23 protein-coding genes and 1 tRNA gene are annotated in these 22,928 nt (G+C 52.2%); 10 read left to right on the top strand and 14 right to left on the bottom strand.

Going from position 1 to position 22,928, the window contains the following annotated elements; genetic code table 11:
• Window positions 1-30 precede the first annotated feature (30 nt).
• Entirely contained in the window at window positions 31-1,242 is a 1,212-nt protein-coding gene (locus tag B1757_RS12350; protein WP_101538583.1) for a tyrosine-type recombinase/integrase, read from the bottom strand.
• Between the two features lie 604 nt (window positions 1,243-1,846).
• Here B1757_RS12350 and B1757_RS12345 point away from each other — a divergent pair.
• The 8 genes from B1757_RS12345 to B1757_RS12310 all read left to right on the top strand — a co-directional run bounded on the left by B1757_RS12345 (window position 1,847) and on the right by B1757_RS12310 (window position 9,388).
• Window positions 1,847-2,098: a hypothetical protein gene (locus B1757_RS12345; RefSeq protein ID WP_101538582.1), complete on the top strand. Its 252-nt coding sequence runs from the start codon at window positions 1,847-1,849 to the stop codon at window positions 2,096-2,098.
• A gap of 56 nt (window positions 2,099-2,154) precedes the next feature.
• Complete coding sequence (locus B1757_RS12340; protein WP_101538581.1) at window positions 2,155-3,447, top strand: DUF2130 domain-containing protein; 1,293 nt, start codon at window positions 2,155-2,157, stop codon at window positions 3,445-3,447.
• Window positions 3,444-4,331 (top strand): phospholipase D-like domain-containing protein, encoded by an 888-nt coding sequence (locus B1757_RS12335; protein WP_172437701.1) that lies wholly within the window; start codon window positions 3,444-3,446, stop codon window positions 4,329-4,331. The genes B1757_RS12340 and B1757_RS12335 overlap by 4 nt, the downstream gene beginning before the upstream one ends.
• Before the next feature lie 300 nt (window positions 4,332-4,631).
• The gene (gene katG / locus B1757_RS12330) at window positions 4,632-6,818 is read left to right on the top strand and encodes a catalase/peroxidase HPI (RefSeq protein WP_101538579.1); all 2,187 of its coding nucleotides are present in this window, start codon (window positions 4,632-4,634) and stop codon (window positions 6,816-6,818) included.
• Between the two features lie 171 nt (window positions 6,819-6,989).
• On the top strand, window positions 6,990-7,223 hold the full coding sequence (locus tag B1757_RS12325; protein WP_101538578.1) for a DUF3311 domain-containing protein: 234 nt from the start codon (window positions 6,990-6,992) through the stop codon (window positions 7,221-7,223).
• Window positions 7,220-8,758, top strand: coding sequence for a monocarboxylate uptake permease MctP (gene mctP / locus B1757_RS12320; protein ID WP_101538577.1), 1,539 nt, complete (start codon window positions 7,220-7,222; stop codon window positions 8,756-8,758). The genes B1757_RS12325 and mctP overlap by 4 nt, the downstream gene beginning before the upstream one ends.
• A 206-nt stretch (window positions 8,759-8,964) precedes the next feature.
• Window positions 8,965-9,177 (top strand): hypothetical protein, encoded by a 213-nt coding sequence (locus B1757_RS12315; RefSeq protein WP_101538576.1) that lies wholly within the window; start codon window positions 8,965-8,967, stop codon window positions 9,175-9,177.
• Window positions 9,167-9,388 carry a hypothetical protein gene (locus tag B1757_RS12310; RefSeq protein WP_101538575.1) on the top strand — a complete coding sequence of 74 codons (222 nt, stop codon included), beginning with the start codon at window positions 9,167-9,169 and terminating at the stop codon, window positions 9,386-9,388. The genes B1757_RS12315 and B1757_RS12310 overlap by 11 nt, the downstream gene beginning before the upstream one ends.
• A gap of 92 nt (window positions 9,389-9,480) precedes the next feature.
• Here the strand turns inward: B1757_RS12310 and B1757_RS12305 are convergent, their stop codons facing one another.
• The gene (locus tag B1757_RS12305; protein WP_101538574.1) at window positions 9,481-10,551 is read right to left on the bottom strand and encodes an alkene reductase; all 1,071 of its coding nucleotides are present in this window, start codon (window positions 10,549-10,551) and stop codon (window positions 9,481-9,483) included.
• Between the two features lie 303 nt (window positions 10,552-10,854).
• Between B1757_RS12305 and B1757_RS12300 the strand changes: the two genes are divergently transcribed.
• Both B1757_RS12300 and B1757_RS12295 read left to right on the top strand, forming a co-directional pair.
• Window positions 10,855-10,939: transfer RNA gene (locus B1757_RS12300), tRNA-Leu, on the top strand.
• A 21-nt stretch (window positions 10,940-10,960) separates the two neighbouring features.
• Window positions 10,961-11,713 (top strand): hemerythrin domain-containing protein, encoded by a 753-nt coding sequence (locus B1757_RS12295; protein WP_101538573.1) that lies wholly within the window; start codon window positions 10,961-10,963, stop codon window positions 11,711-11,713.
• Window position 11,714: 1 nt separating this feature from the next.
• On the opposite strand, the gene pstA is transcribed toward B1757_RS12295, so the two are convergent.
• From pstA to B1757_RS12235, 12 genes are all read right to left on the bottom strand, one after another.
• Complete coding sequence (gene pstA, locus B1757_RS12290) at window positions 11,715-12,629, bottom strand: phosphate ABC transporter permease PstA (protein WP_172437700.1); 915 nt, start codon at window positions 12,627-12,629, stop codon at window positions 11,715-11,717.
• The gene (gene pstC, locus B1757_RS12285; protein ID WP_101538572.1) at window positions 12,629-13,585 is read right to left on the bottom strand and encodes a phosphate ABC transporter permease subunit PstC; all 957 of its coding nucleotides are present in this window, start codon (window positions 13,583-13,585) and stop codon (window positions 12,629-12,631) included. The genes pstA and pstC overlap by 1 nt, the downstream gene beginning before the upstream one ends.
• Before the next feature lie 103 nt (window positions 13,586-13,688).
• A complete protein-coding gene (pstS, locus tag B1757_RS12280) occupies window positions 13,689-14,774 on the bottom strand; it encodes a phosphate ABC transporter substrate-binding protein PstS (RefSeq protein ID WP_101538571.1) in 1,086 nt (361 codons plus the stop codon).
• A 207-nt stretch (window positions 14,775-14,981) separates the two neighbouring features.
• The gene (locus B1757_RS12275) at window positions 14,982-15,353 is read right to left on the bottom strand and encodes a DsrE family protein (protein ID WP_010640087.1); all 372 of its coding nucleotides are present in this window, start codon (window positions 15,351-15,353) and stop codon (window positions 14,982-14,984) included.
• Between the two features lie 78 nt (window positions 15,354-15,431).
• The gene (locus tag B1757_RS12270; protein WP_101538570.1) at window positions 15,432-15,923 is read right to left on the bottom strand and encodes a SixA phosphatase family protein; all 492 of its coding nucleotides are present in this window, start codon (window positions 15,921-15,923) and stop codon (window positions 15,432-15,434) included.
• Complete coding sequence (locus B1757_RS12265) at window positions 15,895-16,311, bottom strand: hypothetical protein (protein ID WP_101538569.1); 417 nt, start codon at window positions 16,309-16,311, stop codon at window positions 15,895-15,897. Before B1757_RS12265 ends, B1757_RS12270 begins: the two co-directional genes overlap by 29 nt.
• Window positions 16,312-17,655 carry a ribosome biogenesis GTPase Der gene (gene der, locus B1757_RS12260; RefSeq protein ID WP_101538568.1) on the bottom strand — a complete coding sequence of 448 codons (1,344 nt, stop codon included), beginning with the start codon at window positions 17,653-17,655 and terminating at the stop codon, window positions 16,312-16,314. It lies immediately after the preceding gene.
• A 9-nt stretch (window positions 17,656-17,664) separates the two neighbouring features.
• Window positions 17,665-18,849, bottom strand: a complete 1,185-nt coding sequence (bamB, locus tag B1757_RS12255; protein WP_101538567.1) for an outer membrane protein assembly factor BamB — start codon at window positions 18,847-18,849, stop codon at window positions 17,665-17,667.
• Window positions 18,849-19,460 carry a YfgM family protein gene (locus tag B1757_RS12250; RefSeq protein WP_101538566.1) on the bottom strand — a complete coding sequence of 204 codons (612 nt, stop codon included), beginning with the start codon at window positions 19,458-19,460 and terminating at the stop codon, window positions 18,849-18,851. The genes bamB and B1757_RS12250 overlap by 1 nt, the downstream gene beginning before the upstream one ends.
• On the bottom strand, window positions 19,457-20,776 hold the full coding sequence (gene hisS / locus B1757_RS12245) for a histidine--tRNA ligase (RefSeq protein WP_101538565.1): 1,320 nt from the start codon (window positions 20,774-20,776) through the stop codon (window positions 19,457-19,459). Before hisS ends, B1757_RS12250 begins: the two co-directional genes overlap by 4 nt.
• Before the next feature lie 41 nt (window positions 20,777-20,817).
• Entirely contained in the window at window positions 20,818-21,918 is a 1,101-nt protein-coding gene (gene ispG / locus B1757_RS12240) for a flavodoxin-dependent (E)-4-hydroxy-3-methylbut-2-enyl-diphosphate synthase (RefSeq protein WP_101538564.1), read from the bottom strand.
• On the bottom strand, window positions 21,908-22,927 hold the full coding sequence (locus B1757_RS12235) for a helix-turn-helix domain-containing protein (protein WP_253253848.1): 1,020 nt from the start codon (window positions 22,925-22,927) through the stop codon (window positions 21,908-21,910). Before B1757_RS12235 ends, ispG begins: the two co-directional genes overlap by 11 nt.
• Window position 22,928: the final 1 nt, after the last annotated feature.

Below are 22,928 nucleotides of genomic sequence, written 5' to 3'. Positions count from 1 at the left end.
GCTAAAACGATACCGTAAAAGCGGCTGATCTCAGGCATGTTTACGCCCCTTCTTCAAAGGCACAACCTCGGCAGTTTTCTTGACGCCAGCAGCCACCAGAATGGCATCGGTGCCTTTCTGCCAGGCGTCTGCTACAGGGTCTTGAGCCAACCTTGCATAGACGGCGGTCGTTTGCTGCGAGTGGTGGCCTAGTCCCTTACCTATGACGGCCAGAGACACCCCCGCGTCGATCTGGAAGGATGCCAGGGAACGCCGCAAGTCATGCAAGCGCAAGTCCTCAATGCCTGCGCGTTGCAGTAGCCCTTTCCATGCCTTCTTAGGCTCCACAAGATGCCCTGTAGCTCCAGAGCCGGGGAATACCCATCCTTGTGCTCCGCTGGCCTCTGCGCGGGCCTTGAGCACGTCAATAGCGGCATCGGTGAGGGGCACAACGATATTGTCCTTAGCCTTCGCCTTGGAGCCGGGGATGGTCCACGTTCTGCGATCCAGATTGATTTCTGCCCAGGTCATCGCCAGCACATTGGAGCGACGCGCTCCGGTCAGCAGCGAGAGCATGAAGTAATCCCGCATATCTCGGTTGGGTTCGGTCGCCAGCGCCTCGAAGAACTTGGGCATTTCGTCGAGGTGCAGACGACGATCCCGGCTTTCCTCCCGATTCATCTTTAGCCCGGCTGCGGGGTTGGTCAGGTTGGGTATATCCAGCGTCTTGATACCGAAGTTAAACACGGCGCGGGTGAGGGCTAGGACTCGGTTTGCCTGATAGATACCGGCTCCGGTGGTGACCTTCCTGTGTAACGTGCGGATATGGGTGCGCTCGATCTCTGACAACTTCTTCTTGGCGATGCCTTGCAGGTGCAGACGATAGTTGCGCTCATCGTTGCCCAGGCTCTTTTTACCCTTGGCCTTGCACTCCTTCACCCACTCCGCAAACAGGTCAGAGAATGTCATCTCCGCTTTCTTGATGCGCTTCTGTTCGGCGGGGTTGGTTCCTCTGGCAATGTCGTTGATGATCTCGGCGGTGGTGGTGCGGGCCGTCTCAATGGTCACGGCGGCGGCATCGCCAATGCGTACCCACTCCACTTTTCCCTCCACCTTGCGAACGCAATAAAACGCCTTGGCTCCGGCTGGTGTAACGCGGATACAGAGCCCCTTCTGTGTTTCGTCATAGACGGTGATCCGTTTGCCGGGGACCGGCTCCACCGCCGCAATGCGGGCCTTGGTAAATTGCATCTTCTCGGCCATGACGTGCTCCCTTTGGACCTTGAGACTCCAGTTAGCCGGGCTAACCGTGGGCTAACCTCAGGCTAACCTTTTAGCGGTAAATCGGTCAATGTCGGTAAAGGTAGTATCCAGCTAAGTGCATGATATGTCAAGATACAGGGGGGTAGATAAAACGTGATAAATGCTGGACTTTGAGACTCTTAATCAGCGGGTCGTGGGTTCGATCCCCTCACAACCCACCAAATAAAACAAAGGCTTAAGAGTTTCCTCTTGGCCGATTTTCTTTTTTGGGTAACGTTCTGGGTAACAAAACCAAAATTACCCACCCTCGCAACTGGCTTTTTGAGCGTGGCAAGTCCGAAATCTGATCCTGTGCTCTCTTGAGCTACTCTGAATCTTCTGGATATTCCCGATTGGATATAATGAATCGAGGCGTATGTCAGAAGCGCGGCTGTTCTACGTAGGAGCCACGCGAGCGATCCATCGACTGATCATTGGAGCCTGTGGCATCGGAATGTTCACCGCCCGCATTAAGAAAGTGATGAATGATTATCAACATTCGCATTCATCGCTTTGAAATATGTGGCACAATCCATATTACGATTACCTGTAAAGGAGAAAAACCATGTTTGGATTCGGCGAACATCAGGACAACATCACCGCCACCTGCCCCTGCTGTCAGACGCAGATGCAGGACATGGGCGCTCATGGTATCCGCATGGGCGGATTAACCGGATTGGGCGGCGCGGCTCTGGGTATGATTGCCGGACAGATGGCCGACGACGGCGAAGAAGCCTTTGAAAAGAAGCTCAAGGTGCAGGTGTTTGTCTGCCCGCAATGTCATGAGCTGTCGTTCAAGTATCGGGGCGGGTTGTGAAGCGGTAACGTCCAGAACTATCCGGAGTTGTTCGCGCTATACAGGAGACGTGTTCCATGCAGGAAATCATCTGCCCCCACTGTCATAAAGAATTCAAGCTGGATGATGCTGGCTATGCCGATATCCTGAAACAGGTCCGCGATAAGGACTTTGAAAAGCAGATCCACGACCGCCTGGCACTTGCCGAACGCGAGAAACAAAGTGCTTTGGGGCAGGTCAAAGCCGAAATACTGGCTCAGGAGCAAAAAAAGGCCGCAGAGAAAGATGCCGAAATCTCCAAGCTACGGGAACAGCTGACGTCCATGGCCAAACTGGAAGCGGCCAGTAAACAGCAGGAAATCCAGGCGTTGCAAATGACCAAGGATGCGGAAATTCAAGCCCTGCGCGCGCAACTGGCGTCCCTCAACACTGAACAGAAGCTCGCCGTCTCTGAGGCGATACGGCAGATCGAGATCGAGCGCGACGAAGCCCGCCACGCGCTGAAACAGACAGAGCTGGAGAAGCACCTGTCGGAGAAATCCCTCAAGGAACGCTACGAAGATCAACTCAAGGACCGGGATGCGGCCATCGAGCGTCTGCGCGACATGAAGGCCCGGCTTTCCACCAAGATGGTCGGGGAAAGCCTGGAACAGCATTGCGAGATCGAGTTCAATCGACTCCGGCCCACGGCCTTTGCCAAGGCTTATTTCGAGAAGGATAACAATGCGCGTAGCGGCAGCAAGGGCGATTATATCTACCGCGACTACGACGAAAATCAGACGGAAATCATCTCCATCATGTTCGAGATGAAGAACGAAATGGACGAAACCGCCACCAAAAAGCGGAATGAGGACTTTTTGAAGGAGCTGGACCGTGACAGAACGGAAAAAGACTGCGAGTACGCCGTCCTGGTTTCCCTGCTGGAAGCCGACAATGCCCTCTATAATAACGGCATTGTGGACGTGTCCCATCGCTATCCCAAAATGTACGTCATTCGCCCCCAATTTTTCATCCCCATGATCTCCTTGCTGCGCAATGCGGCGATGAACGCTGCCGAGTACAAGGCGGAACTGGCGCTGGTGCGCGCGCAGAACATCGACATCACCCACTTCGAGGAAGATCTGGAAAGTTTCAAGGAGGCCTTCGGCAAGAACTATGACTTGGCCTCGCGGCGCTTCCAGACCGCCATTGACGAGATCGACAAGTCCATAGATCACCTGCAGAAAACCAAGGATGCCCTGCTGGGCGCTGATCGGAACCTGCGCCTGGCCAACGACAAGGCCCAGGGCGTGACCATCAAGAAGCTGACCAAAAAGAACCCCACCATGGCGGCAAAATTTGCAGAGCTGGAGAATCCGGGAGAAGCATGATGCTTTATATCGAACCTCATGCGGGGGTATTCCCCATCATTCACCTGATCAACCACGCCCGCCACGAGGTCAGCGTGGGGGTGTATTATCTTTCCGATCGCCCCATTCTCAAAGCCTTGAAAGCCGCCCATGCGCGCGGTGTGGAGGTGCGCGTCATCATCGAGGGCAAGCCCTACGGCATGAAGCCCTGGGAAGTCCGCAAGGAAGAAAAAGAAATCGAGGCAACCGGAGCCACCCTGAAGCTCGCTCCTTATCGTTTTACCAGCCATGGGGATCACTATGCTTTTCTCCATGCCAAGTATGTGGTGACCGGCCACGAGGCGGAAATCGGGACGGCCAACTTCGACTGGTCTGCTTTCCATCGTAACCGGGAGTATCTGTATGTCACCCAAAACCCCACTGTAGTGAAGGCAGCAAACGCTGTTTTCAATGCCGACTGGCACAATCATCGCGCTCCGGCCTATGCCCATCACGTTCTCGTCCTTTCGCCTGGCACTTCTGCAGCCCAAATCATCAGCGTCATCCGTCAACCGGGGCCGATAGACATAGAATCTGAAGAAATGGGGCCATACAAACCGACTTTGGACGCCATCGCCGCCAAGGGACGCCTGGCGCGGGTCATCCTGCCGGCCAGCATCAACACCCAGGACAAACAGGACGTGGCGTTTCTGGAGCAACATGGGGTGCAGGTGCGGTTGTTGCCGGTGAAGCCCCGATACATGCACGCCAAGGCAGTTACCGGCGAAAAGCTGGCTTTTTTGGGTTCGGAGAATTTCACGGAAACCAGCTTGGAAAAGAATCGGGAAATGGGTCTGCTATTGAATGGTCAGGCAGTCACCCAGCTCAGAAAGCAGTTTGACCGGGATTGGGCGGCGCTGCGATAAAGTAGTAGAGCTGACATGCGCGGCCTTAGTGGGCTTCATTCTATCCATATCTAACTGCTCCACCGCGCGGATCACGGCAACATAAAAGATGCGATGATAAGCGTCTACTGTGGATTTCCGTAGCATAGATTTGTAAAAGTTTTTGCACCGCCCAAGAGGTTTGACAAGATATTATACCAAGTCTATATTTAAACATATAATATATATATTTAGTATATTAACAACAGCTGTTGCACTTCGCTATTGCTTGCTGAGCAACTATCCATTCTTGATGAAGTTTCGCTTGAAGGAGGATGTATCATGTCAACAGAAATGCATTGCCCATTTCATAATACCGCTGCTGCTGGAGAAGTGCAGTCCAATCGCGATTGGTGGCCAGAACGTCTCCATATTGGCCTATTACGCCAAAACTCTTCCTTGTCAGATCCCTTGGATGCAGATTTTGATTACGCAAAGGCTTTCAATGAACTGGACTTAGATGCCGTTAAAGCCGATCTGCGCACATTGATGACCGACTCTCAGGATTGGTGGCCAGCCGATTTTGGAAACTATGGTCCTTTGTGGATTCGAATGGCGTGGCATGCGGCCGGAACCTATCGCACGGGTGATGGCCGGGGTGGTGCGGGTGCAGCACAACAGCGGTTTGCGCCGATCAACAGTTGGCCGGATAACGTTCTCCTGGATAAGGCAAGGCGCTTAATATGGCCGATTAAACAGAAATATGGCCAGAGTATCTCATGGGGCGATCTGATGGTCCTTGCCGGAAATGTGGCCTTGGAATCCATGGGCTTCAAAACCTTCGGCTATGGCGGTGGACGCAGGGATGTCTGGGAACCTGACGAATCCGTTTATTGGGGATCGGAAAAAACATGGCTGAGTGATGCCGACCGCTATTCGGGGAAGCGTGACCTTGAAAATCCCCTGGCAGCAGTGCAGATGGGTTTGATTTATGTCAACCCGGAAGGTCCCGGAGGAAATCCCGATCCTCTCGCCGCTGCTGTGGATATACGGGAATCTTTCGGACGCATGGCCATGAATGATGAAGAAACTGTGGCATTGATTGCCGGAGGGCACACCTTCGGGAAAACCCATGGTGCTGGTCCTGCAAGTCATGTTGGTCCTGAGCCAGAAGGCGCGCCGATTGAAGATCAGGGATTAGGCTGGAAAAGCAGTTTTCGTAGTGGCAAGGGCGGGGACACGATTGGCAGTGGTCTTGAGGTCACCTGGACCAAAACGCCGACCCAATGGGACAACAGTTTTTTTGAAACCCTGTTCGGCTATGAATGGGAACTAACCAAAAGCCCGGCGGGCGCGCACCAGTGGGTGGCTAAAGATGCACCCCATGAGGTTCCGGATGCCCACGATTCCGCCAAACATCATCGCCCGACCATGCTCACGACGGATCTGGCGCTGCGTTTTGATCCAATCTATGAGCCGATAGCCCATCACTTTTACACCCATCCGGCAGCCTTTGAAGATGCTTTTGCGCGTGCCTGGTTCAAGTTGACCCATCGGGACATGGGCCCCAAAACCCGTTATTTGGGCAAGGAAGTACCGGCGGAAGATTTGATCTGGCAGGATCCCATCCCGAAACGGAACCATCCCCTTATCAACGGACAGGATATAGCCTTTCTCAAGACCAAAATTCTGGATGCAGGTTTGACCGTCTCTGAACTGGTTGCAACCAGCTGGGCAGCGGCAGCATCTTTTCGGGGATCAGACAAGCGTGGTGGGGCCAATGGGGCGCGAATCCGTTTGGCGCCGCAAAAGGATTGGGAAGTCAACCAGCCTCAGCAACTGGCAAAGGTGTTGGAGGTTCTGGAAAGCATTCGTGCTGATTTCAATGGACAACAGCGCGGGGATAAACGGGTTTCTTTGGCAGATCTCATCGTTCTTGGAGGTGCTGCGGCCATTGAAGCGGCTGCCAGCAAGGGTGGTCATTGTATTACGGTTCCTTTCTGTGCGGGACGTATGGACGCGACTCAAGAGCAGACAGATGTCGTCTCTTTTGAGCCTCTGGAGCCGATCGCCGATGGCTTTCGCAATTATCGTAGCGCTAGGGCTGCAAAGGTACGCGGAGAGGTTCTGCTGGTGGACAAAGCCCAGCTATTGCAGCTGACCGCCCCGGAAATGACGGTGTTGATTGGCGGTCTGCGGGTTTTGGGAACCAACTATGCGCAGTCCCAGGAAGGGGTGTTTACGGATCGGCCAGGAGTGCTCAGTAATGACTTTTTCATTCATCTTCTGGATATGGCTACGGAGTGGAAAGCGGACTCGGAGACAGGAGACACTTTTTCAGGCTATGACCGTAAAACCGGGATGCAGCAGTGGAAAGCGACACGGGTGGATCTTATTTTTGGCTCCAACTCCGAATTGCGGGCTATTGCCGAGGTATATGCCAGTGCGGATGCAGAAGCTAAGTTTGTCCAGGATTTCGTGTCGGCTTGGACCAAGGTGATGAATCTGGATCGCTTTGATTTGGCTTGATGACTTGATGGAATCAGAGGGGCTGGCTGTGTTACCTGATAGGGGTGATTGCAGTCGGCCTCTGCTGCATTAATGCGCTTCGATTTTGGGTATCTTTTAGTTGTAGTTCTGCTGGTCCTGCCAAGCCCAGCTTTGCCGGTTTAGGTATTTGTTCATCCAGCACTTTTTGTTATGCTGCTCCGTCCAAATAATGAGGAACAGTCGGTGGCAAAAAAAAGATTGGGATGGCAGGGCGTTGCCCTCTTAGCAGTACCCTGTGTGGCAGTATTGGCAGTACCTTTCTACAATCGTATTCACCCGGAGCTTTTGGGCATTCCCTTTTTTTACTGGTGGCAGATTCTTTGGGTACCTCTCTCCAGCGTTTTCCTCTATTTAGCCTATAGACGTCTGGGGTCATGCCAATGAACCCGGTCACTCTCGCTGTTTTTGCCATCCTCTTTCTGGTCATTGTTGTTCTGGGTTTTGCTTCCGCTCGCTGGCAGCGGGGTAACATGCACCACCTGGAAGAATGGGGGCTTGGGGGCCGTCGCTTCGGAACCTGGATCACCTGGTTTCTCATTGGCGGCGATCTGTACACAGCCTATACATTTGTGGCTGTACCCGCCCTGGTTTTTGGTGCTGGAGCGTTGGGATTTTTCGCCCTTCCTTACACGGTTCTGGTCTATCCTTTGGTTTTTGCAATATTACCTCGACTTTGGCGCGTGGCTAGAGAACATGGATTTGTCACTGTGGCCGATTTTGTTGCAGCTCGTTATGACAGCCCGCTTCTAGCCTTGGCGGTGGCTATAACCGGCATCGTCGCGACCATGCCCTACATAGCATTGCAGTTAGTCGGCATAGAAGTTGTCATCGCCGCGTTGGGTTTCAACACCCATGGTCCCTGGAGTGAAGCGCCGCTGGTGATAGCCTTTGTTATCCTGGCGGCCTTTACCTATGTAAGTGGGCTCCGCGCGCCAGCGAGCATAGCGGTGGTCAAGGACTTGCTGGTTTACTTGGCGGTTTTGGCGCTGATCATTGTCGTACCCTGGAAACTGGGAGGGCTTGCTGTCATTTTCCATGCCGTTCCCGCGCAGCATTTGCTGCTACCGCCCATCACCCCGCATGATTGGGGCCTGCAGTCCTTTTATCTGACATTGGCTTTGGGATCGGCTTTGGGTCTCATGCTCTATCCCCATGCCAGTACAGCGGTTCTCGCTGCCAAGGGAACTGACACCTTGCGGCGTAACTGGGTCCTGTTACCCGCCTACTCCTTTGTCCTGGGGCTGATTGCTCTGCTCGGTTACATGGCCTACGCCGCGCATCTTCCCTCCCTCCCCGCTCTCGCGCCTTATTTTCGTGACTATGGGCCACAATTTGCCATTCCCGGACTGTTACTTGCTTATTTTCCTCCCTACATGGTCGGGATAGGTCTCGCGGCCATTGCCATCGGCGCCCTGGTGCCAGCTTCCATCATGTCCATTGCCGCCGCCAACCTCTTTACCCGCAACATCTACCGCAGTTACCTGCATCGGCAGTGCAGTGCTCAACAGGAAACCCGTATGGCCAAGCAAATATCGTTGCTGGTAAAATTTGGCGCGTTACTTTTTATCCTCTTTTTGCCGACCCAATTTGCTATTCAGCTTCAATTACTGGGTGGCATCCTGATTCTGCAAACACTGCCAGCGGTGGTGGCGGGTATTTATACACGCTGGTTTGATCCCCGGGCGCTCCTTGTCGCCTGGGCTGGAGCCCTCGTCTGGGGCGTATGGGCAGCCGCTCAGAGCGGATTCCAGAAATCCGCATATACCCTGCATATCGGATCACTATTGATTCCTGGATATATTGGATTTTATGCTCTTATCCTCAACTTCTTACTTGCTACAGGTTTGACCATCCTGCTGCGCAGTGCGCAAATCCATCAAAATAGAGATCTTACCAGAAGCGAAGCCTACAGCGAGTAATGGACTGCTAGACTATATGGATCACCAAATGGTGCTGTTTATTATCGCGCACTTATAGAAATTCACTGATATTCCAGATATCGCGAACAATCATTGTGATTTTTCTGGTCTATACTGAAAATGTCGTGGAACATTATTCTACTTTGATGGTCTACCGTAGGAGGTGTTCGTATGAACGATGCTTATTTCTACACTGGGAGGTTACCATGAAGTTTGAAAAAAGTGCAGATGGTCAATTTCGCTTGATGATGAGCAAAGCAGAGGCGGATAAGGTTTCTGATGCGCTGCTGAAAAAAGCCGGAGAATTAAACAGATCCACTTTAGACTTTGCCTATCTGGCGGCCGAGGCTGTACTTTCCATGGATAATAACTTTCGTCAACCGGAATCTTTTTATCACGGAGAATCTCATGCAAGTTAATATTGAAGATAAAAACGTGGCAGTATCGTTGAGCGCGAGAGAAGCAGGAAAAATCAGAGAATCCCTGCAAGCCCTGACAACAGTGCCGGGGGATCTTAAAGATTTTCATGCCTTGTTCGGTGAAATCGAAGTTCCTGACGCAAGACGTGGAGAGCTGCGGCATGAGTGGGGTGATCCGTTGGATATAGATCCAGATATTGGTCCTGCGTAAATCATCCGCAAAACGAAGTGATTAACATTTTTGCCGCCGGCCGGTGTAGCCTGGCGGCAAAAATTTCTCACGGATCAACGCTTAAAGAATGATCATGCATCCATAGTTGGATAATCCGTATATCCTTTTGCACCAGGGGTATAGAAAGTCGCTGGATCGGGTTCATTCAGCCCGTGCTGCTGATGAATTCTTTCTGGTAAATCAGGATTAGCCAGAAATGCGGTACCAAAAGCAACAGCATCTACCTGGTCTGATGCAACAGCATCTTTGGCCTCTTCCGGCGTGTAACCCATATTCACAATTAAAGGCCCTCGAAAATTTTGCCGAGCTACTGACACAGTATCGCCCGTCTGACGGCCATAAAAATCACTGCGCATCAGATGCAGGAAAGCCAATCCATAATCATTCAAGCGGGTAGTAAGCCAATCCAGCATGTGAATCGGGTCACTATCTTGCATATCATTAAAGCTATTGAGAGGTGATAAACGGACTCCGGTTTTGTCGATGCCAATGGCCTCCCCAACAGCCGTCAGTGTTTCGAGCAGTAAACGTGACCGGTTTTCCACCGAGCCACCGTATGGACCGGTGCGTAAATTACTCCCATCCCGTAAAAACTCATCCAGTAAATAACCATTGGCGCCATGGATCTCAACCAGATCAAATCCTGCAGCCATGGCATTGCGGGCAGCCTGGGCAAAGCCTTCGACAATGGCGGGAATTTCATCGTCCCGTAGGGCGCGCGGGAGGGTATAAGCTTGTTTGCCTTTAGGGGTGTGTACTTCCTCATTACGGATGGCCAGCGCACTCGGCGCAACAGGAATAGCGCCTTCGTTCAGATCAGGATGGCAGGCTCTACCTCCATGCCAAATTTGCAAGGCTATTTTACCGCCAGCCTGATGAACCGCATCTGTCACCAGCCGCCATCCCTGGATTTGTTCGTCAGAATAAATGCCTGGCTCATGCCAGAATGCCGAATTTCCAGGAAGAATCATCGTTGCTTCGGCGATAATCAGCCCGGCACTCGCACGCTGCGCATAATATTCAGCCATAAGCGCTGTAGGAACATGATCCCCTTCTGCCCGGCAACGGGTGAGTGGTGCCATCAGGATACGATTGGCAGCGGTGATACTTCCCAGCGATAATGGTGAAAACAGATCGGTCATGATGCCTCCGTGATAAGTATCCTAAATGCTTTCACTATAATACCGACCGGTCAGTCTGTTTGCAAGCTTTGCAACTTAACTGCTGAAAAGATATGAACAAGCCGCTAGACGAACTTCTGTCTACGGGCAGCCTTGACTTGTTTCGCCGCCATTCACCAGAACTTCTGCGCAAAATTCACACGCCAACCCTTACAGGAGATCAATCTGTCTGGTCTGAGAAGAATGATCTTGTTATGATGCAGACATTGTTGGTCCGCTTTGGCTGCTTCACCCGAGCCAGGTAATACAGAACAACATTTACACGCCCAGGTGGCGAAATCGGTAGACGCAAGGGACTTAAAATCCCTCGGCTTATGCCGTGCCGGTTCGAGTCCGGCCCTGGGCACCATTCTGAAAAAGGATATTTCTCATGGCAATTGATGTAACCTCCTCCGCTCATGATGTGTCCGTGAAAAATGCGCTGGATGTCCGGGGAATGAGCTATACCGAAGCGCAGCCTCTGGTATACGCCGCAGCCATTCGTTTGTCCGTCGGGCAACGACTGCAAGTGCTGAGTGATTCAGATCCCACTGCCATGATGCGTGCCGTGGCTTTTCAGTTGCGCGATGCCATCTCCTGGAGCATGGAAAGTGACGGTGCCCTCTGGCAAATCGTAGTTCAGCCCCGCGCTGAAGCAGAAGCCAAGGATGTTGTCGATTTATTGACCTGGGACCATTACCGTCTGGACCATCAATTCGCTCAGGTTCTGGCTGCAGCCAACGAAAATCGTATTGTTGAGGCAGAACGTATTTTCCAGGACTATTGGTTGGGATTACGTCGCCACGTCCATCTGGAAAACAATTTACTGGGTCCGGTACTGGGGGGCGGTGAGGAAAAAGGACCGCTGGCCGATATGCTTTTTGAACATGACAGTATTATTGTGCAATCCCGATTGGTTGAAGAAACCTTCGATGAAAAAGACTATGACATGTTACCTGCCATCTGTGCCATGTTGTCTGGTTCCCTGGCCAAGCATGAAAATCGTGAAGAAACTACTTTATTTCCTATCTGGCTCACGGCAGACAATAGTGATCGAGGACGCGCTGCAGAACATTTGGCCAGAGCCAAAGAACTACTGGCAGGTTCAGAAGACCAAAAAGTCATGGAGGTCTTCTCACATTGAACTAGCGATAAGAACCCATGCGTTTCTGAGCCCGCACCATATACCAACGTCCCAACAATATGAGCAATAATACACCTGAAGTAATCAGAAATGCGGCAGCAAATGCCAACATATGCGATTCAGCAAAAGGTTCGTTAATAAACGTCCAAATAACGTAAGTGAGATAGCCAATGGGCTCCTTAGTCAAATTGCCCGACCACATGTAATTTGACCAACCTGCCGTGTAAAGGAGTGGTGCCGTTTCCCCCATAGACAATGCCACAGCGTAAAATAAACCCGTCATGATGGCAGGTGCGGCGCCGGGCAAGAGAATCTTGAAAACAATGCGCCCCTCCCCTGCTCCTAGACCATAACCGGCTTCTCGAACCGCCAATGGTATGTTGCTGACCGCAAGCTCAGTGGAACGCGCAATGTAGGGTAACAACATAATGGTTAAGGTGATAATGCCCGCCGCCACGGAGAATTGCCAACCCAAATAAATGACCATGGTTATGTAGCCAACGTACCCGAGAACAATAGAAGGTACGCCCACCAAAACATCAGATAGGAAGCGCAAGGTCTTGCCAGCCATTCCCTGTCCATGCTCACTCAAATAAATCCCTGCCGAAATACCTATGGGCGCCGCCAGAAGTATGCTCCCAAAGGAAATCACAATGGACCCCTCAATGGCATTCTTAAGACCGCCACCGATACCATTAGTGATTTCTGTCAACAACTTGACATTCAGCGCAGGCCAGGCATGAATAAATACATCGCCAATAATAGACAAAAACATAATCGCGAGAAACGCAAATGAAGCGAAAACAGCAGCAGAAGCGAAGGCTGTCATCAATTTACGCCATAAAGACATTTTAAATATTCTTGGTGGTTTTATATTTGTCGAAAGCTGTTTTTCCATCATTTTGTTGGCAGCCATTAGCGCACCTTTTCCATCCACAAGATAAATCGTGCTGAAATATTGACCAATACGGTAATCAATAACAACACCAATGCTATTTCCGACAAAGCTTCGACTGCCATATTGGTTGGATCCTGCAGAGCGCTATCCAATTGTGAAGCAATAAAAGCGGCCATGGTCGAAATGGGTGCATAAATATTACCTGGCAGGTAGTTCAAGGCGTTTCCACTGACCATGAGAACAGCCATGGTTTCTCCCAAGGCCCGACCCAAAGCCAGAATCCCTACCCCGATCAATACCTTTTTCAGTTTTGGCAAAATGATGTGCCAAAATACCTCAAGACGATTCAAACCCAGGCTTAATCCGGCTTCCTTCAAAGCAGGTTCAATCATCTGAATGGATTCACGCAACGTCGCTGAAATAAGAGGAATAATCATGACCGCCAGCACAAAAGCCGAAGTCAGCAATCCGTAACCACTGCCTGGGCTGCCATTTATAAAGGGAATAAATGAAAAGGTATTGGCCAAAAACGGAAAAATGGTTTTACCAAAGAGGGGAACCAGCAGAGCATAGCCCCAAAGCCCGTACACTACACTGGGAACTGCTGCGAGTAAATCCACGAACAAGGATAATGGTCCGGACCAGGATTTGCGAATACCTTCACTTAAAAAATAAGCAGCACCAATGGCAATAGGCATGGCCATCAGCATTGCCAGTACTGAACTGGCCAAAGTGCCTACCACCAAAAACCAGATGCCATATTTGGCACCAGGCATGACCTGATGACCGTCTACTTCAACGGGATTCCCATATAAATTACCCAGATTCCAGTCGTTGGTCCACAAGAAATGAAACTGGTTATATTCAATAGCGGGCCAAGAGTAAATTACCAAAAATATTATTAATAAAATTAATGAGATAGGCAGCATGCTCGCCGTAGCTATCAATGATATTCTGAATACAGGAAATTTCATTACGCTTTATCCATAATTTTAAGTGTATTCAAATAAAATCGCATATCAATAGTTAAACTTTAAAATGAGAATGCCGGAAATTTTTTCCGGCATTCTTCAGACCTCAGCGAATTTCTGCGATCTGTTTACGGGACAACTCAGCAGCACTTTCAGGCAACGGCACGAAGTTCACAGCCGTGATGAAATGCGGGGCATTGCCGCCCTTGGGATCAATCGCCCAGTTCAGGAACTTCTTCAGAGCCGCCGCCACTTCCGGCTTGGGCTGAGTCTTGCTGACAATGGCATACTCATAGTTGATGATGGGGTAGGACTTGGCACCAGGCGCATAGACCAGGCTGATACGTTCATCAGCAGGGGTCTTGCTGACCATTTCACCCGCAGCCGCCTTGGCATTTTCAACCGTCGGCAGAACGAAGTTGCCGGCACGATTTTTCAGCATGGCCAGACCCAGCTTGGCTTCTTCCACTGGCTTCTTCCAGCTGATACCAATGTACGCCACACCATAAGGGGTGGTTTTCAGGGCCTGAACCATGCCCGGGTTACCTTCCGCACCAATGCCACCGGGAACAGCAGGCCAGCTCACAGTGGTGCTGTAGCCTACATCCTTACTCCACATCGGAGAAGTGTCTGACAAATACGTCGTGAAAATGAAAGTATCGCCGGAACCGTCGGTACGATGGATCGGAACGATCTTGTGGTTAGGCAGCTTCACACCAGGGTTCATCTTGGCAATGGCAGCATCGTCCCAGTTGGTAATTTTGCCGGAGTAAATACCCGCCAGCACCGGACCGGAAAGTTTCAGGTGCTTATTGTTCAGACCAGGCAGGTTGTAGTTGATCATCTGAATGGAGATGGCCATAGGAATATTCAAAATGTTGGGGTGCATTTTGATCTGGGCATTACTCATATAAGCATCGGAGGCACCGATCTGAGCTACGCCGGAGATGGCTTCGGCAATACCGGTGCCACTTCCAGTTCCCTGGGTGGTGATCTGTACGCCGGGATTCATCTTGGTGTAGACCGGTACCCAGAGGTTGAAAAGCGGATACAGCAGCGTAGAGCCTGTTTCCAGCAAGGAAATCGTGGCGGCGCTGGCGGGCATGGCATACATGCCGGCAAGACCCAGCGCAGAAATCATAACCGCACCCTTCACACTGCGAGAAAGTTCTTTCTTCAAGCGATACAGCATAAGACCTCCAAAGATGGCGAATACGTTGATTTACGGCTTATTCACAAAACACACCGTACGTCATCAATGCCCGGCGGGCAGTCTTGACGAGACGCAAATTCAATCTAGCACAGTTATATGACAGTTTGATGACAAAACCATGCTTGCAAAGAGAGCCCGTCCCTAAGGACGAGCTCTGCAATAGTCTGGCACTTTTGTAATAAAGGATTACCAGGTCAAAATGCGACCGGCCGCTGCCAGCGAAGGTAATGCTGCGCTGGGATTCATCATGGGGATGGGTTTGGCCAGATCATCCTTGGTCATGCCATTCAGCTCCAGCGACTGGAGGCAGCCAATAATTTGCACTTCGTTATCTTCGGCCAGTTTCATGAAGTCGGCGACGCTTTTACCGCCTTCCATGGGGAAAATACTTTCAGCCTTACCCTTGGCCAGTAATTCTGTGGCAGGACCTGTGAAGTACATCACGACTTTCTGCTCGGCGGCTGCGGCAGTGGCTGCCAGGAAAAAAGCGGAAGGAAGACGCTTGGGATTTTCGGCGCCAGTAATGAGAATAATGACGAGATCTGCTGCTTCGGACATCTAACACCTCCTGAATGAACGTGTGAAGTGACTTGATCAGTATACACCCATTTGCCAACTCAACTGAAATGACCTGACTCACGCCTGGATGACGGACGCCATTCTGGACATCATTTCCGGCAGGGCGTACCACTGCAGCTCCCCTTCTAGCCGGTCGGCCTTGGGCAGATGAATTCCGGTCACGCTGGCCTTCTTGATGGGTACACTGATGTGGGTGATGCGTGTTGTCCAGATGCCGAGATGAGGCTGATGACCGACCACGATCAAAGTGTCCGGTAGTTCTGGCATCGCTTGCCAATCCTGGCTCAGGGCATTCAGATCCCCGGCAGGAATGGCATCATGATATTGTGACACGGGCGTCGCCAAAGCCTGGGCAATATATTCTGCAGTTTCACGGGTGCGCAACAAGGGGCTACTCCACATCTGTACCGACCCACTGAGGCAGTGTTGCAAAGCCCTGGCTAAATCCATGGCGCTTTGCTGACCATGGGCCGTGAGCTTGCGCGTAAAATCGGCGCCGGATACAGCGGCATCTTCTGCCTCAGCGTGGCGTACGAGTAAAAGGTTCACGCTTTTGCACCTCCTGTCCAAACCAGATTATCGTGATGGCCCTCGGCAATACCCGGGCAAGAATGGTTATCACCGCAATACCGATCAAAGCAGTCATCCACTCATCCACGCGGGTTTTGGTATCGGGACCAGCACCGATAAATACTTCCAGCCCGGATAAAACCGCTCCCAGAAAAATGGTCACCGGTCTCCAACCATAGGGACCCAACACCGGATAAAAGCGAGCGATGGCACCCAGCGTCACCGTAGCCCAGAGGGCGTACTCGCCTGCACGTATCCACAAGCCCTGAGGATTCACTGGAAGTATCTGCCCGCTCCATAAAATACCCAGGTAAATCAAAAGGGCCACGATGGCCCAGCGCCACCATCCAGCCAGACTGCCTTTCATTTAATGCTTTCCTCTCTTGGGTTGCGGATCGTAGGGATTTTCACCCTGACGAAAAATCAGCCGCAGCGGAATGGCATCCAGACCCAGGGTTTTACGAAAAGCGCTTTCCAGGTAACGCTTGTAACTCCCGGGCAAGCGGGTCAGCTGATTACCGTGAAAAACCAGAGTGACTGGATTTTCGCCGCCCTGATGACAATAGCGCAACTTGATCCGCCGTCCGCCCACCATGGGTGGCTGATGGGTTTCTATAATCTCGGCCAACGCGCGGTTCAGTTCGCCGGTGGAAAAATGTTTACGGGAGTTTTCCCAAAGGCGATCAATGCTTTTATAGAGATCACCTACGCCGGTACCATGCAGGGCAGAAATGGTGTACACCGGTGCGTACTGAATAAAGCTCAGCCGTCGCTCCAGTTCCTCTTTGACCGCCTTGCGGTCGTGAGGACTCATTCCATCCCACTTGTTGATGACCACGATAATGGGCCGTCCCAACTCTACGGCGACGCCGACCAGATGAGAGTCCTGTTCAGCAATGCCGACCCGGGCATCCAAAACCAGGAGCACCACATCCGCTTCCCGCAGTGCGCCCAGAGTTTTCAGAACACTGAGTTTCTCCAGGCCTTCACCCACTCTGGCACGGCGACGCATGCCCGCCGTATCGATCATGACATAGGGCTTGCCTTCCCGTTCATAGGGTATCCGGATGCTGTCCCGGGTGGTGCCGGGCTCGTCAAATACCAGCACCCGTTTTTCACCCAGCATGGCATTTGCGAGCGTGGATTTCCCCACATTGGGACGCCCCAGCATGGCAATACGCGGTCCTTTAGCCACATCCTCCGGAATGATTTCCTCATTAGGAATATCGGAAAAAACGGCTTCCAGAAGCGTTTCCACCCCATGCCCATGGGCGGCAGAAATCGTGTAGGGCATCCCCAATCCGAGACGGTGAAATTCCGGAAGCTCACTGACAGCGCCCTTGGCATCCATTTTATTCACCACCAGATAAATTGGCTTGCCGCCACGCCGCAATTCGCTGGCTATTTCTTCATCCTGAGCCGAAAAGCCTTCTTTGGCATCCACCAGAAAGCAGATAGCATCTGCCTCTTGAATGGCTAGCCGGGTCTGGATAGCCATGGCGGCTATCAGCCCTTCGCGCTGCTCCGGCTCAAAACCACCCGTATCAATCACCAGAAACCGACGTCCTTCAAATTGTGCCGTTCCGTAGTGACGATCTCGGGTCAAGCCCGGGAAGTCTGCCACCAGGGCCTCACGGGTGCGTGTCAGGCGATTGAAAAAAGTGGACTTGCCGACATTGGGGCGCCCTACCAGGGCAATTACTGCAGTCATGACGCAACCTTAGCGCTTTGCGAGCTTGATCCGATACAAAGTACCCGCATCACTGAGGGCAAGAATCTGGTGATTGGCCAGACAGACAGGACTGCTTTGAATACCGCTGGAAGAAAGGCGGGTCTGACCGATCCTGTGCCCGGATTTGGGATTGAAAGCATAGAGATACCCCCCGTTGTCGGTGGCCAGCAAGTCATCCCCACAGCTGCTCAAACCGGTCATGGCATGACCTTTGAGGCGCGTGTTTCGCCACAGTACGCTACCGGAACCGGGATCAATTTCGGCAATGACGCCGTCCGCTTCGGCCACAAACAAATGGTTCTTGAACCATACCGGGGTCAGATAGACCGACATGGGAACGCTCCAGTTCTGACTGCCACTCTGTAGAGTGTACGCAGCCAGATTGCCTTGATAAGCAGCTGCAAACACCTGACCATCAGCCACAATGGGACGCGCAGCCACATCCACCATCCGCGCCAGTTCATTGCTACCATGGGCGATGGCCACGCGCGCATGCCACAATTCGGCACCGGTAGAGAGACTCAAGGCGGCCAAGGTACCGTCGGCAAATCCAGCATAAACCACCCCATCATGTACGGTGGGGGTGGAAACTGCGCGCAGAATCAAGGAAGGTTGATTCATGGAAAACGTCCATTGCACCTTGCCGTCCTTGGGATCCAGGGCCCAGAGATGACCATTGACTGTTTGCAACAACAAATGATCATCGGCAAAAACCACTGGGGTCAATACTTCAGAAGTCAACTGCACCGACCAGAGTTTGTGCCCATTTTTAGCATCAAAAGCGAAAACCTCTCCTGCAGTGGTTCCAGTGTAGACCACTCCATGGGCGATCGTCGCACCTCGTGCACTTTTACCGACGAGGCTGCGGATCCATTGCTGTCTGCCGGCATCATTCAGGCTGACCAAGTGTCCCGAAGCATCACTCACGACAATTTGCCTACCCTGGTGGGCAATATCAGTTCCCTGATAAGGATGAATGGGCCACAACCCATAAAGTCGTGCCTGCCACTGGGTAGAAAAGGAGACTTGTTTTTCCCCTTTGCTCAGTGGTGGAGGAGTCTTGGGACCCGGTGACGAATGAAACCAGGACATGATTCCGCAGCCATTCAGCAAGATAGCTACGGATCCTAGAGCGGCTGAACGCCATATGCTTTTGAAAAGTACATCTCGCATCACGGCGCAACTCCGATATTGGCAATTTTCATTTGCAGATAAGTACGATAAGGGTCAGTTTCAGGCAAGGCTTTCATGGCCGTATGGTAAGCTTGATCCGCCTTGCTCACCTGCTTGAGAGAAGCATAAGCATCTCCCTTGATTTCGTCCGCAACACTCGCAAAAGCGGGGTCAGTCTTTTGCAATAATCCCAAAGCCTTTTGAGGCTGATGCTGATCCACATATAACCGGGCAAGGTACATGCGTGCCAGACTGCGCATACCACGGGGAGCCGAAGCATTTTCCATGACAGCACTGAGCGTTTTTTCGGCAGCAGGAATTTGTTTGCTTTCCACATCAAGTCGAGCAAGAAAAAAACGCGCCATGATTCCGTAGGGCGTATGTGCGTAGTGATCAATCAAAGTTTCAGCGCTGGCACGGGCAGTACTGTTTTGACCTTGGAGCATGGTATCCGCTAGTTCATTGTACAACACGGCTGCCTTTTCAATTTGATGGCGTTGATATTTTTCGTAGCCAAAAAATCCCATGGCGCCGAGTAGAATAACAATAATACCCAAAATCAGGGCAACCCGATGGCGGGATAATAATGCAGAAAGTTCTTGACCGGTCACTTTAATCTTCTGGTTGTGGCAAAATTGTGCTCAGTATGGGGTGCATGCTGGGGGAAATCAACGCCAAGGCTTTGCAAACCGCTGGTCACGGCATCCAGACTGCCCTCCCAGCGCCCTTCTCCATGCTGTTCCTTGATGATCACAGGCTCATCCTGAAGCTGTCCAGCACCAATAACGACCTGAAACTGCGCCTGGGAACGCTCTGCCTGCTTCATCAGCGATTTGAAAGATGCTGGTCCTCCACTAACCACACTGATCGCGTGGTCACGCAAGTGCTCAGCCAGCTGCCAGGCAGAAACCAGACTGCTGTCATCCAGCGCGCCAACAAATAGTATGGGTTTTGACGCAGTAGCGAGCTTTCCCTGAATTTCCTGCAAAGCCAGCAAGCGCTCCAACCCTACGGCGAAGCCGATAGCCGGTGTTTGCTGACCCCCCAGTTGGCTGATCAGTCCATCATAACGTCCCCCCGCCAGCACAGTACCCTGGGCCCCGAGAGCATCGGTCACCCATTCAAAAACCGTGCGGTTATAATAATCCAGGCCCCGTACAAGGCTGTGATTGACCACATAGGGAATATCCAGAGCCGTTAACAAATCCTGCAAAGAAGCAAAATGGGCAGCAGATTCCGCATCCAGATGATCGACCAGATGCGGAGCCGCAGCGGCAATCTCCTGACAACCCGGCACTTTACAGTCCAGAACCCGGAGGGGGTTACGTTCCATGCGGGTTTGACAGTCCGCACACAAAGCAGCTTCCCGGGGGCGCAAATAGGACAGCAAGCGCTCACGGTATGCCGCGCGTGCTGCAGGACTTCCCAACGAGTTGATCTGCAAAGCGGCGGCTACACCCGATCGTTTAAGAATGCGCGCAGAAAGAGCAATCACTTCTGCATCTGCTCCGGCTCCGGCCTGGCCAAAAACTTCCACACCCAATTGATGGAACTGCCGGTAGCGACCCTTCTGAGGACGTTCATGGCGAAACATGGGACCTATATAGTAATACCTTGGCGTCTGCCCACGCATGGTCTGATGCTGGATGGCCGCTCGCACGCAGCCCGCAGTCCCTTCAGGACGCAGGGTGAGGCTGTCACCATTGCGATCAGCGAAGGTATACATCTCTTTTTGCACAATATCCGTGACATCGCCAATAGCACGGGCAAAGAGCTCTGTCGATTCCAGCAGTGGCAGACGTATTTCCCCGTAATCATAGAGGCTGAGCAGATCCCGCAAATCGGCTTCCAGCGTCTGCCAGCCAGCACTAGCTGACGGGAAAATATCATTCATTCCCCGTACCGCCTGCAGCTCCTTAGTTGCCATACAGGGCACTCTGGTGCATGAAGGCAGAACAACAGCAGGTATCAGGCATCATTTCGCGCAGCCTGGCGCTCGGCAATTTCAGCACGAATGCGTTTTTCCAACACATCGACAATGTTGACGTTTTCAACACGGTCAACCTGTTTGCCATGATAGTAGAGAATACTGCGCTTATCGCCGCCTGCCAGCCCGATATCCGCTTCCTTGGCCTCGCCAATCCCATTGACCACGCAACCAATCACCGAAACGTCCATGGGCTCCAGAATATCTTCGAGGCGTGCTTCCAGGGCATTGATGGTGTTGATGACGTCAAACTCCTGTCGTGAACAGGAAGGACAGGCAATCAGATTAATGCCTTTCTGGCGCAGATGTAGGCTTTTGAGAATATCAAAACCAACCCGGATTTCTTCCACTGGATCAGCTGCCAGGGAAATCCGGATGGTATCGCCAATGCCATCCCGCAGCAGCAAACCCAGACCAATGGCGGACTTGACCGTACCCGAGCGTAATCCGCCCGCTTCGGTGATACCCAGATGCAAAGGATAGTCGACCTTTTCCGAAAGCAAGCGATAGGCCCCCACAGCCAAAAACACATCAGAGGCTTTCACGCTGATTTTGACATCATGAAAATTCAATTCATCAAGAATGCTGACATGGCGCAAAGCTGATTCTACCAAGGCCTCCGGGGTGGGTTCTCCGTATTTTTCCTGAATATCCTTTTCCAGGGAACCGGCATTGACTCCAATCCGGATCGGAATGCCCTTGTCCTTAGCCATTTCCACCACCAGTCGGGTTTTGTCCAGCGAGCCGATATTGCCGGGATTGATGCGTAAACCATCGACCCCATCAGCCATCACCTGGAGGGCAATACGGTGATCGAAGTGAATGTCGGCCACTAATGGCGTCTCCACCTGGGCGCGGATGGCTTTGAAAGCCTCTGCCGCATCCATGCTCGGAACTGATACCCGGACAATATCTGCTCCAACAGCCTCCAGGCGACGTATTTGTGCCACGGTCGCAGCCACATCCCGGGTTTCGGTATTGGTCATGCTTTGGACGCTGATGGGAGCATCTCCACCGATGGCTACTTTTCCAACGTGAATTTGCCGGGTCTTACGACGCTGAATAGGAGATTCATGGTGCATGGGAAGCCTCGCTAATGACAGGTGCGCTTGCAGCAAGCGCAGCAGGTGTTGATGGAGCTGCTATATCCGCTAAGGATGTACTGGACACAGCAGAATGTCGAGGGACTGCATGGGCGTGGCGAGCCGTAATGCGTGGTGGGGCTGCAGTGACAGCGGCCGAACTCGTACTGGTCGTGGGTGCCGTACCCAGTTGCAGACGGTCCACACCCCGCGCGTTTACGGAAAGCGTAACAGGTTTGCCCTGATACTGGATTTTAACCCCCCGAGCATTTCCTAACAGTACCTGATAGGGGGGCTTACCTGAGTGCACATTGAAAAGATCCCCTGGACGCCCGAGCACTGCCAGCAGAGTCTTGCCTTCGGCATCCTTGACCTGTACCCAGCAATTGGCACTGAACTGAAAAGCAATGCCGGTATTCATTACGTCGTGAGCGGCATCTACAGATTGCGTGGGTGCTGACGGAATACGAATGGCGGCGGCAGCTCCGCTCTGCAGATCAGCGGTTACACTTCGACCCGAAGCCACAGTTAATGCGGGTGTAGTCAGGGTTACGGGTTTAGAAATACGATGATGGGATTTCTCTGGTGGAGCTGTGACGGAGGATGGCATCACGGCGGATCCGGAACGCCCCCAGAACCACCACACAGCGACCACCACCGCAACCACAATCAGGAAAGAAATCAACAGAGTCCTCTTGCTGTAATCAAGCAAGGGGCTTTCCCCATCGGGTAAGAGCTGCCGAGTGGGAGAAAGTGCCGAACTCGCATTGCTGGCATCATAGCTACGCAACAAGGGTTCTGGATCCAGACCCAGAATGCGGGCGTAATTTTTGAGAAACCCACGGGCAAAGGTGGCACCGGGAAGTACGCTGTAATTACCCTCTTCCAGACCCTGTACTTGTATTTCGGTTATATGCAGTTGTGCTGCGGCCTGACGCAAAGTCCAGCCCCGAGCCTCACGGGCACTGCGTAAATCCGGAGGGTTCTGGCTATCATCCACGGCGTCCATC

It is taken from the genome of Acidithiobacillus marinus (genome assembly GCF_002847505.1).
Classification (GTDB): Bacteria; Pseudomonadota; Gammaproteobacteria; order Acidithiobacillales; family Acidithiobacillaceae; genus Acidithiobacillus; species Acidithiobacillus marinus.
Note: the sequence above shows the minus strand (reverse complement) of the source record. Positions and strands in the feature narration are given on the sequence as shown.

Bases quoted from the DNA above. Each gene is read 5' to 3' on its own strand.
- B1757_RS12335 (WP_172437701.1), top strand. From the start codon at position 3,444: ATGATGCTTTATATCGAACCTCATGCGGGGGTATTCCCCATCATTCAC.
- B1757_RS12305 (WP_101538574.1), bottom strand. From the start codon at position 10,551: ATGACCGATCTGTTTTCACCATTATCGCTGGGAAGTATCACCGCTGCC.
- B1757_RS12295 (WP_101538573.1), top strand. From the start codon at position 10,961: ATGGCAATTGATGTAACCTCCTCCGCTCATGATGTGTCCGTGAAAAAT.
- katG (WP_101538579.1), top strand. From the start codon at position 4,632: ATGTCAACAGAAATGCATTGCCCATTTCATAATACCGCTGCTGCTGGA.
- B1757_RS12315 (WP_101538576.1), top strand. From the start codon at position 8,965: ATGAAGTTTGAAAAAAGTGCAGATGGTCAATTTCGCTTGATGATGAGC.
- ispG (WP_101538564.1), bottom strand. From the start codon at position 21,918: ATGCACCATGAATCTCCTATTCAGCGTCGTAAGACCCGGCAAATTCAC.
- hisS (WP_101538565.1), bottom strand. From the start codon at position 20,776: ATGGCAACTAAGGAGCTGCAGGCGGTACGGGGAATGAATGATATTTTC.
- B1757_RS12345 (WP_101538582.1), top strand. From the start codon at position 1,847: ATGTTTGGATTCGGCGAACATCAGGACAACATCACCGCCACCTGCCCC.
- pstC (WP_101538572.1), bottom strand. From the start codon at position 13,585: ATGAAATTTCCTGTATTCAGAATATCATTGATAGCTACGGCGAGCATG.
- B1757_RS12350 (WP_101538583.1), bottom strand. From the start codon at position 1,242: ATGGCCGAGAAGATGCAATTTACCAAGGCCCGCATTGCGGCGGTGGAG.
- bamB (WP_101538567.1), bottom strand. From the start codon at position 18,849: ATGCGAGATGTACTTTTCAAAAGCATATGGCGTTCAGCCGCTCTAGGA.
- B1757_RS12340 (WP_101538581.1), top strand. From the start codon at position 2,155: ATGCAGGAAATCATCTGCCCCCACTGTCATAAAGAATTCAAGCTGGAT.
- B1757_RS12275 (WP_010640087.1), bottom strand. From the start codon at position 15,353: ATGTCCGAAGCAGCAGATCTCGTCATTATTCTCATTACTGGCGCCGAA.
- der (WP_101538568.1), bottom strand. From the start codon at position 17,655: ATGACTGCAGTAATTGCCCTGGTAGGGCGCCCCAATGTCGGCAAGTCC.
- B1757_RS12235 (WP_253253848.1), bottom strand. From the start codon at position 22,927: ATGGACGCCGTGGATGATAGCCAGAACCCTCCGGATTTACGCAGTGCC.
- B1757_RS12325 (WP_101538578.1), top strand. From the start codon at position 6,990: ATGCTGCTCCGTCCAAATAATGAGGAACAGTCGGTGGCAAAAAAAAGA.
- B1757_RS12310 (WP_101538575.1), top strand. From the start codon at position 9,167: ATGCAAGTTAATATTGAAGATAAAAACGTGGCAGTATCGTTGAGCGCG.
- pstA (WP_172437700.1), bottom strand. From the start codon at position 12,629: ATGGCTGCCAACAAAATGATGGAAAAACAGCTTTCGACAAATATAAAA.
- B1757_RS12265 (WP_101538569.1), bottom strand. From the start codon at position 16,311: ATGAAAGGCAGTCTGGCTGGATGGTGGCGCTGGGCCATCGTGGCCCTT.
- mctP (WP_101538577.1), top strand. From the start codon at position 7,220: ATGAACCCGGTCACTCTCGCTGTTTTTGCCATCCTCTTTCTGGTCATT.
- pstS (WP_101538571.1), bottom strand. From the start codon at position 14,774: ATGCTGTATCGCTTGAAGAAAGAACTTTCTCGCAGTGTGAAGGGTGCG.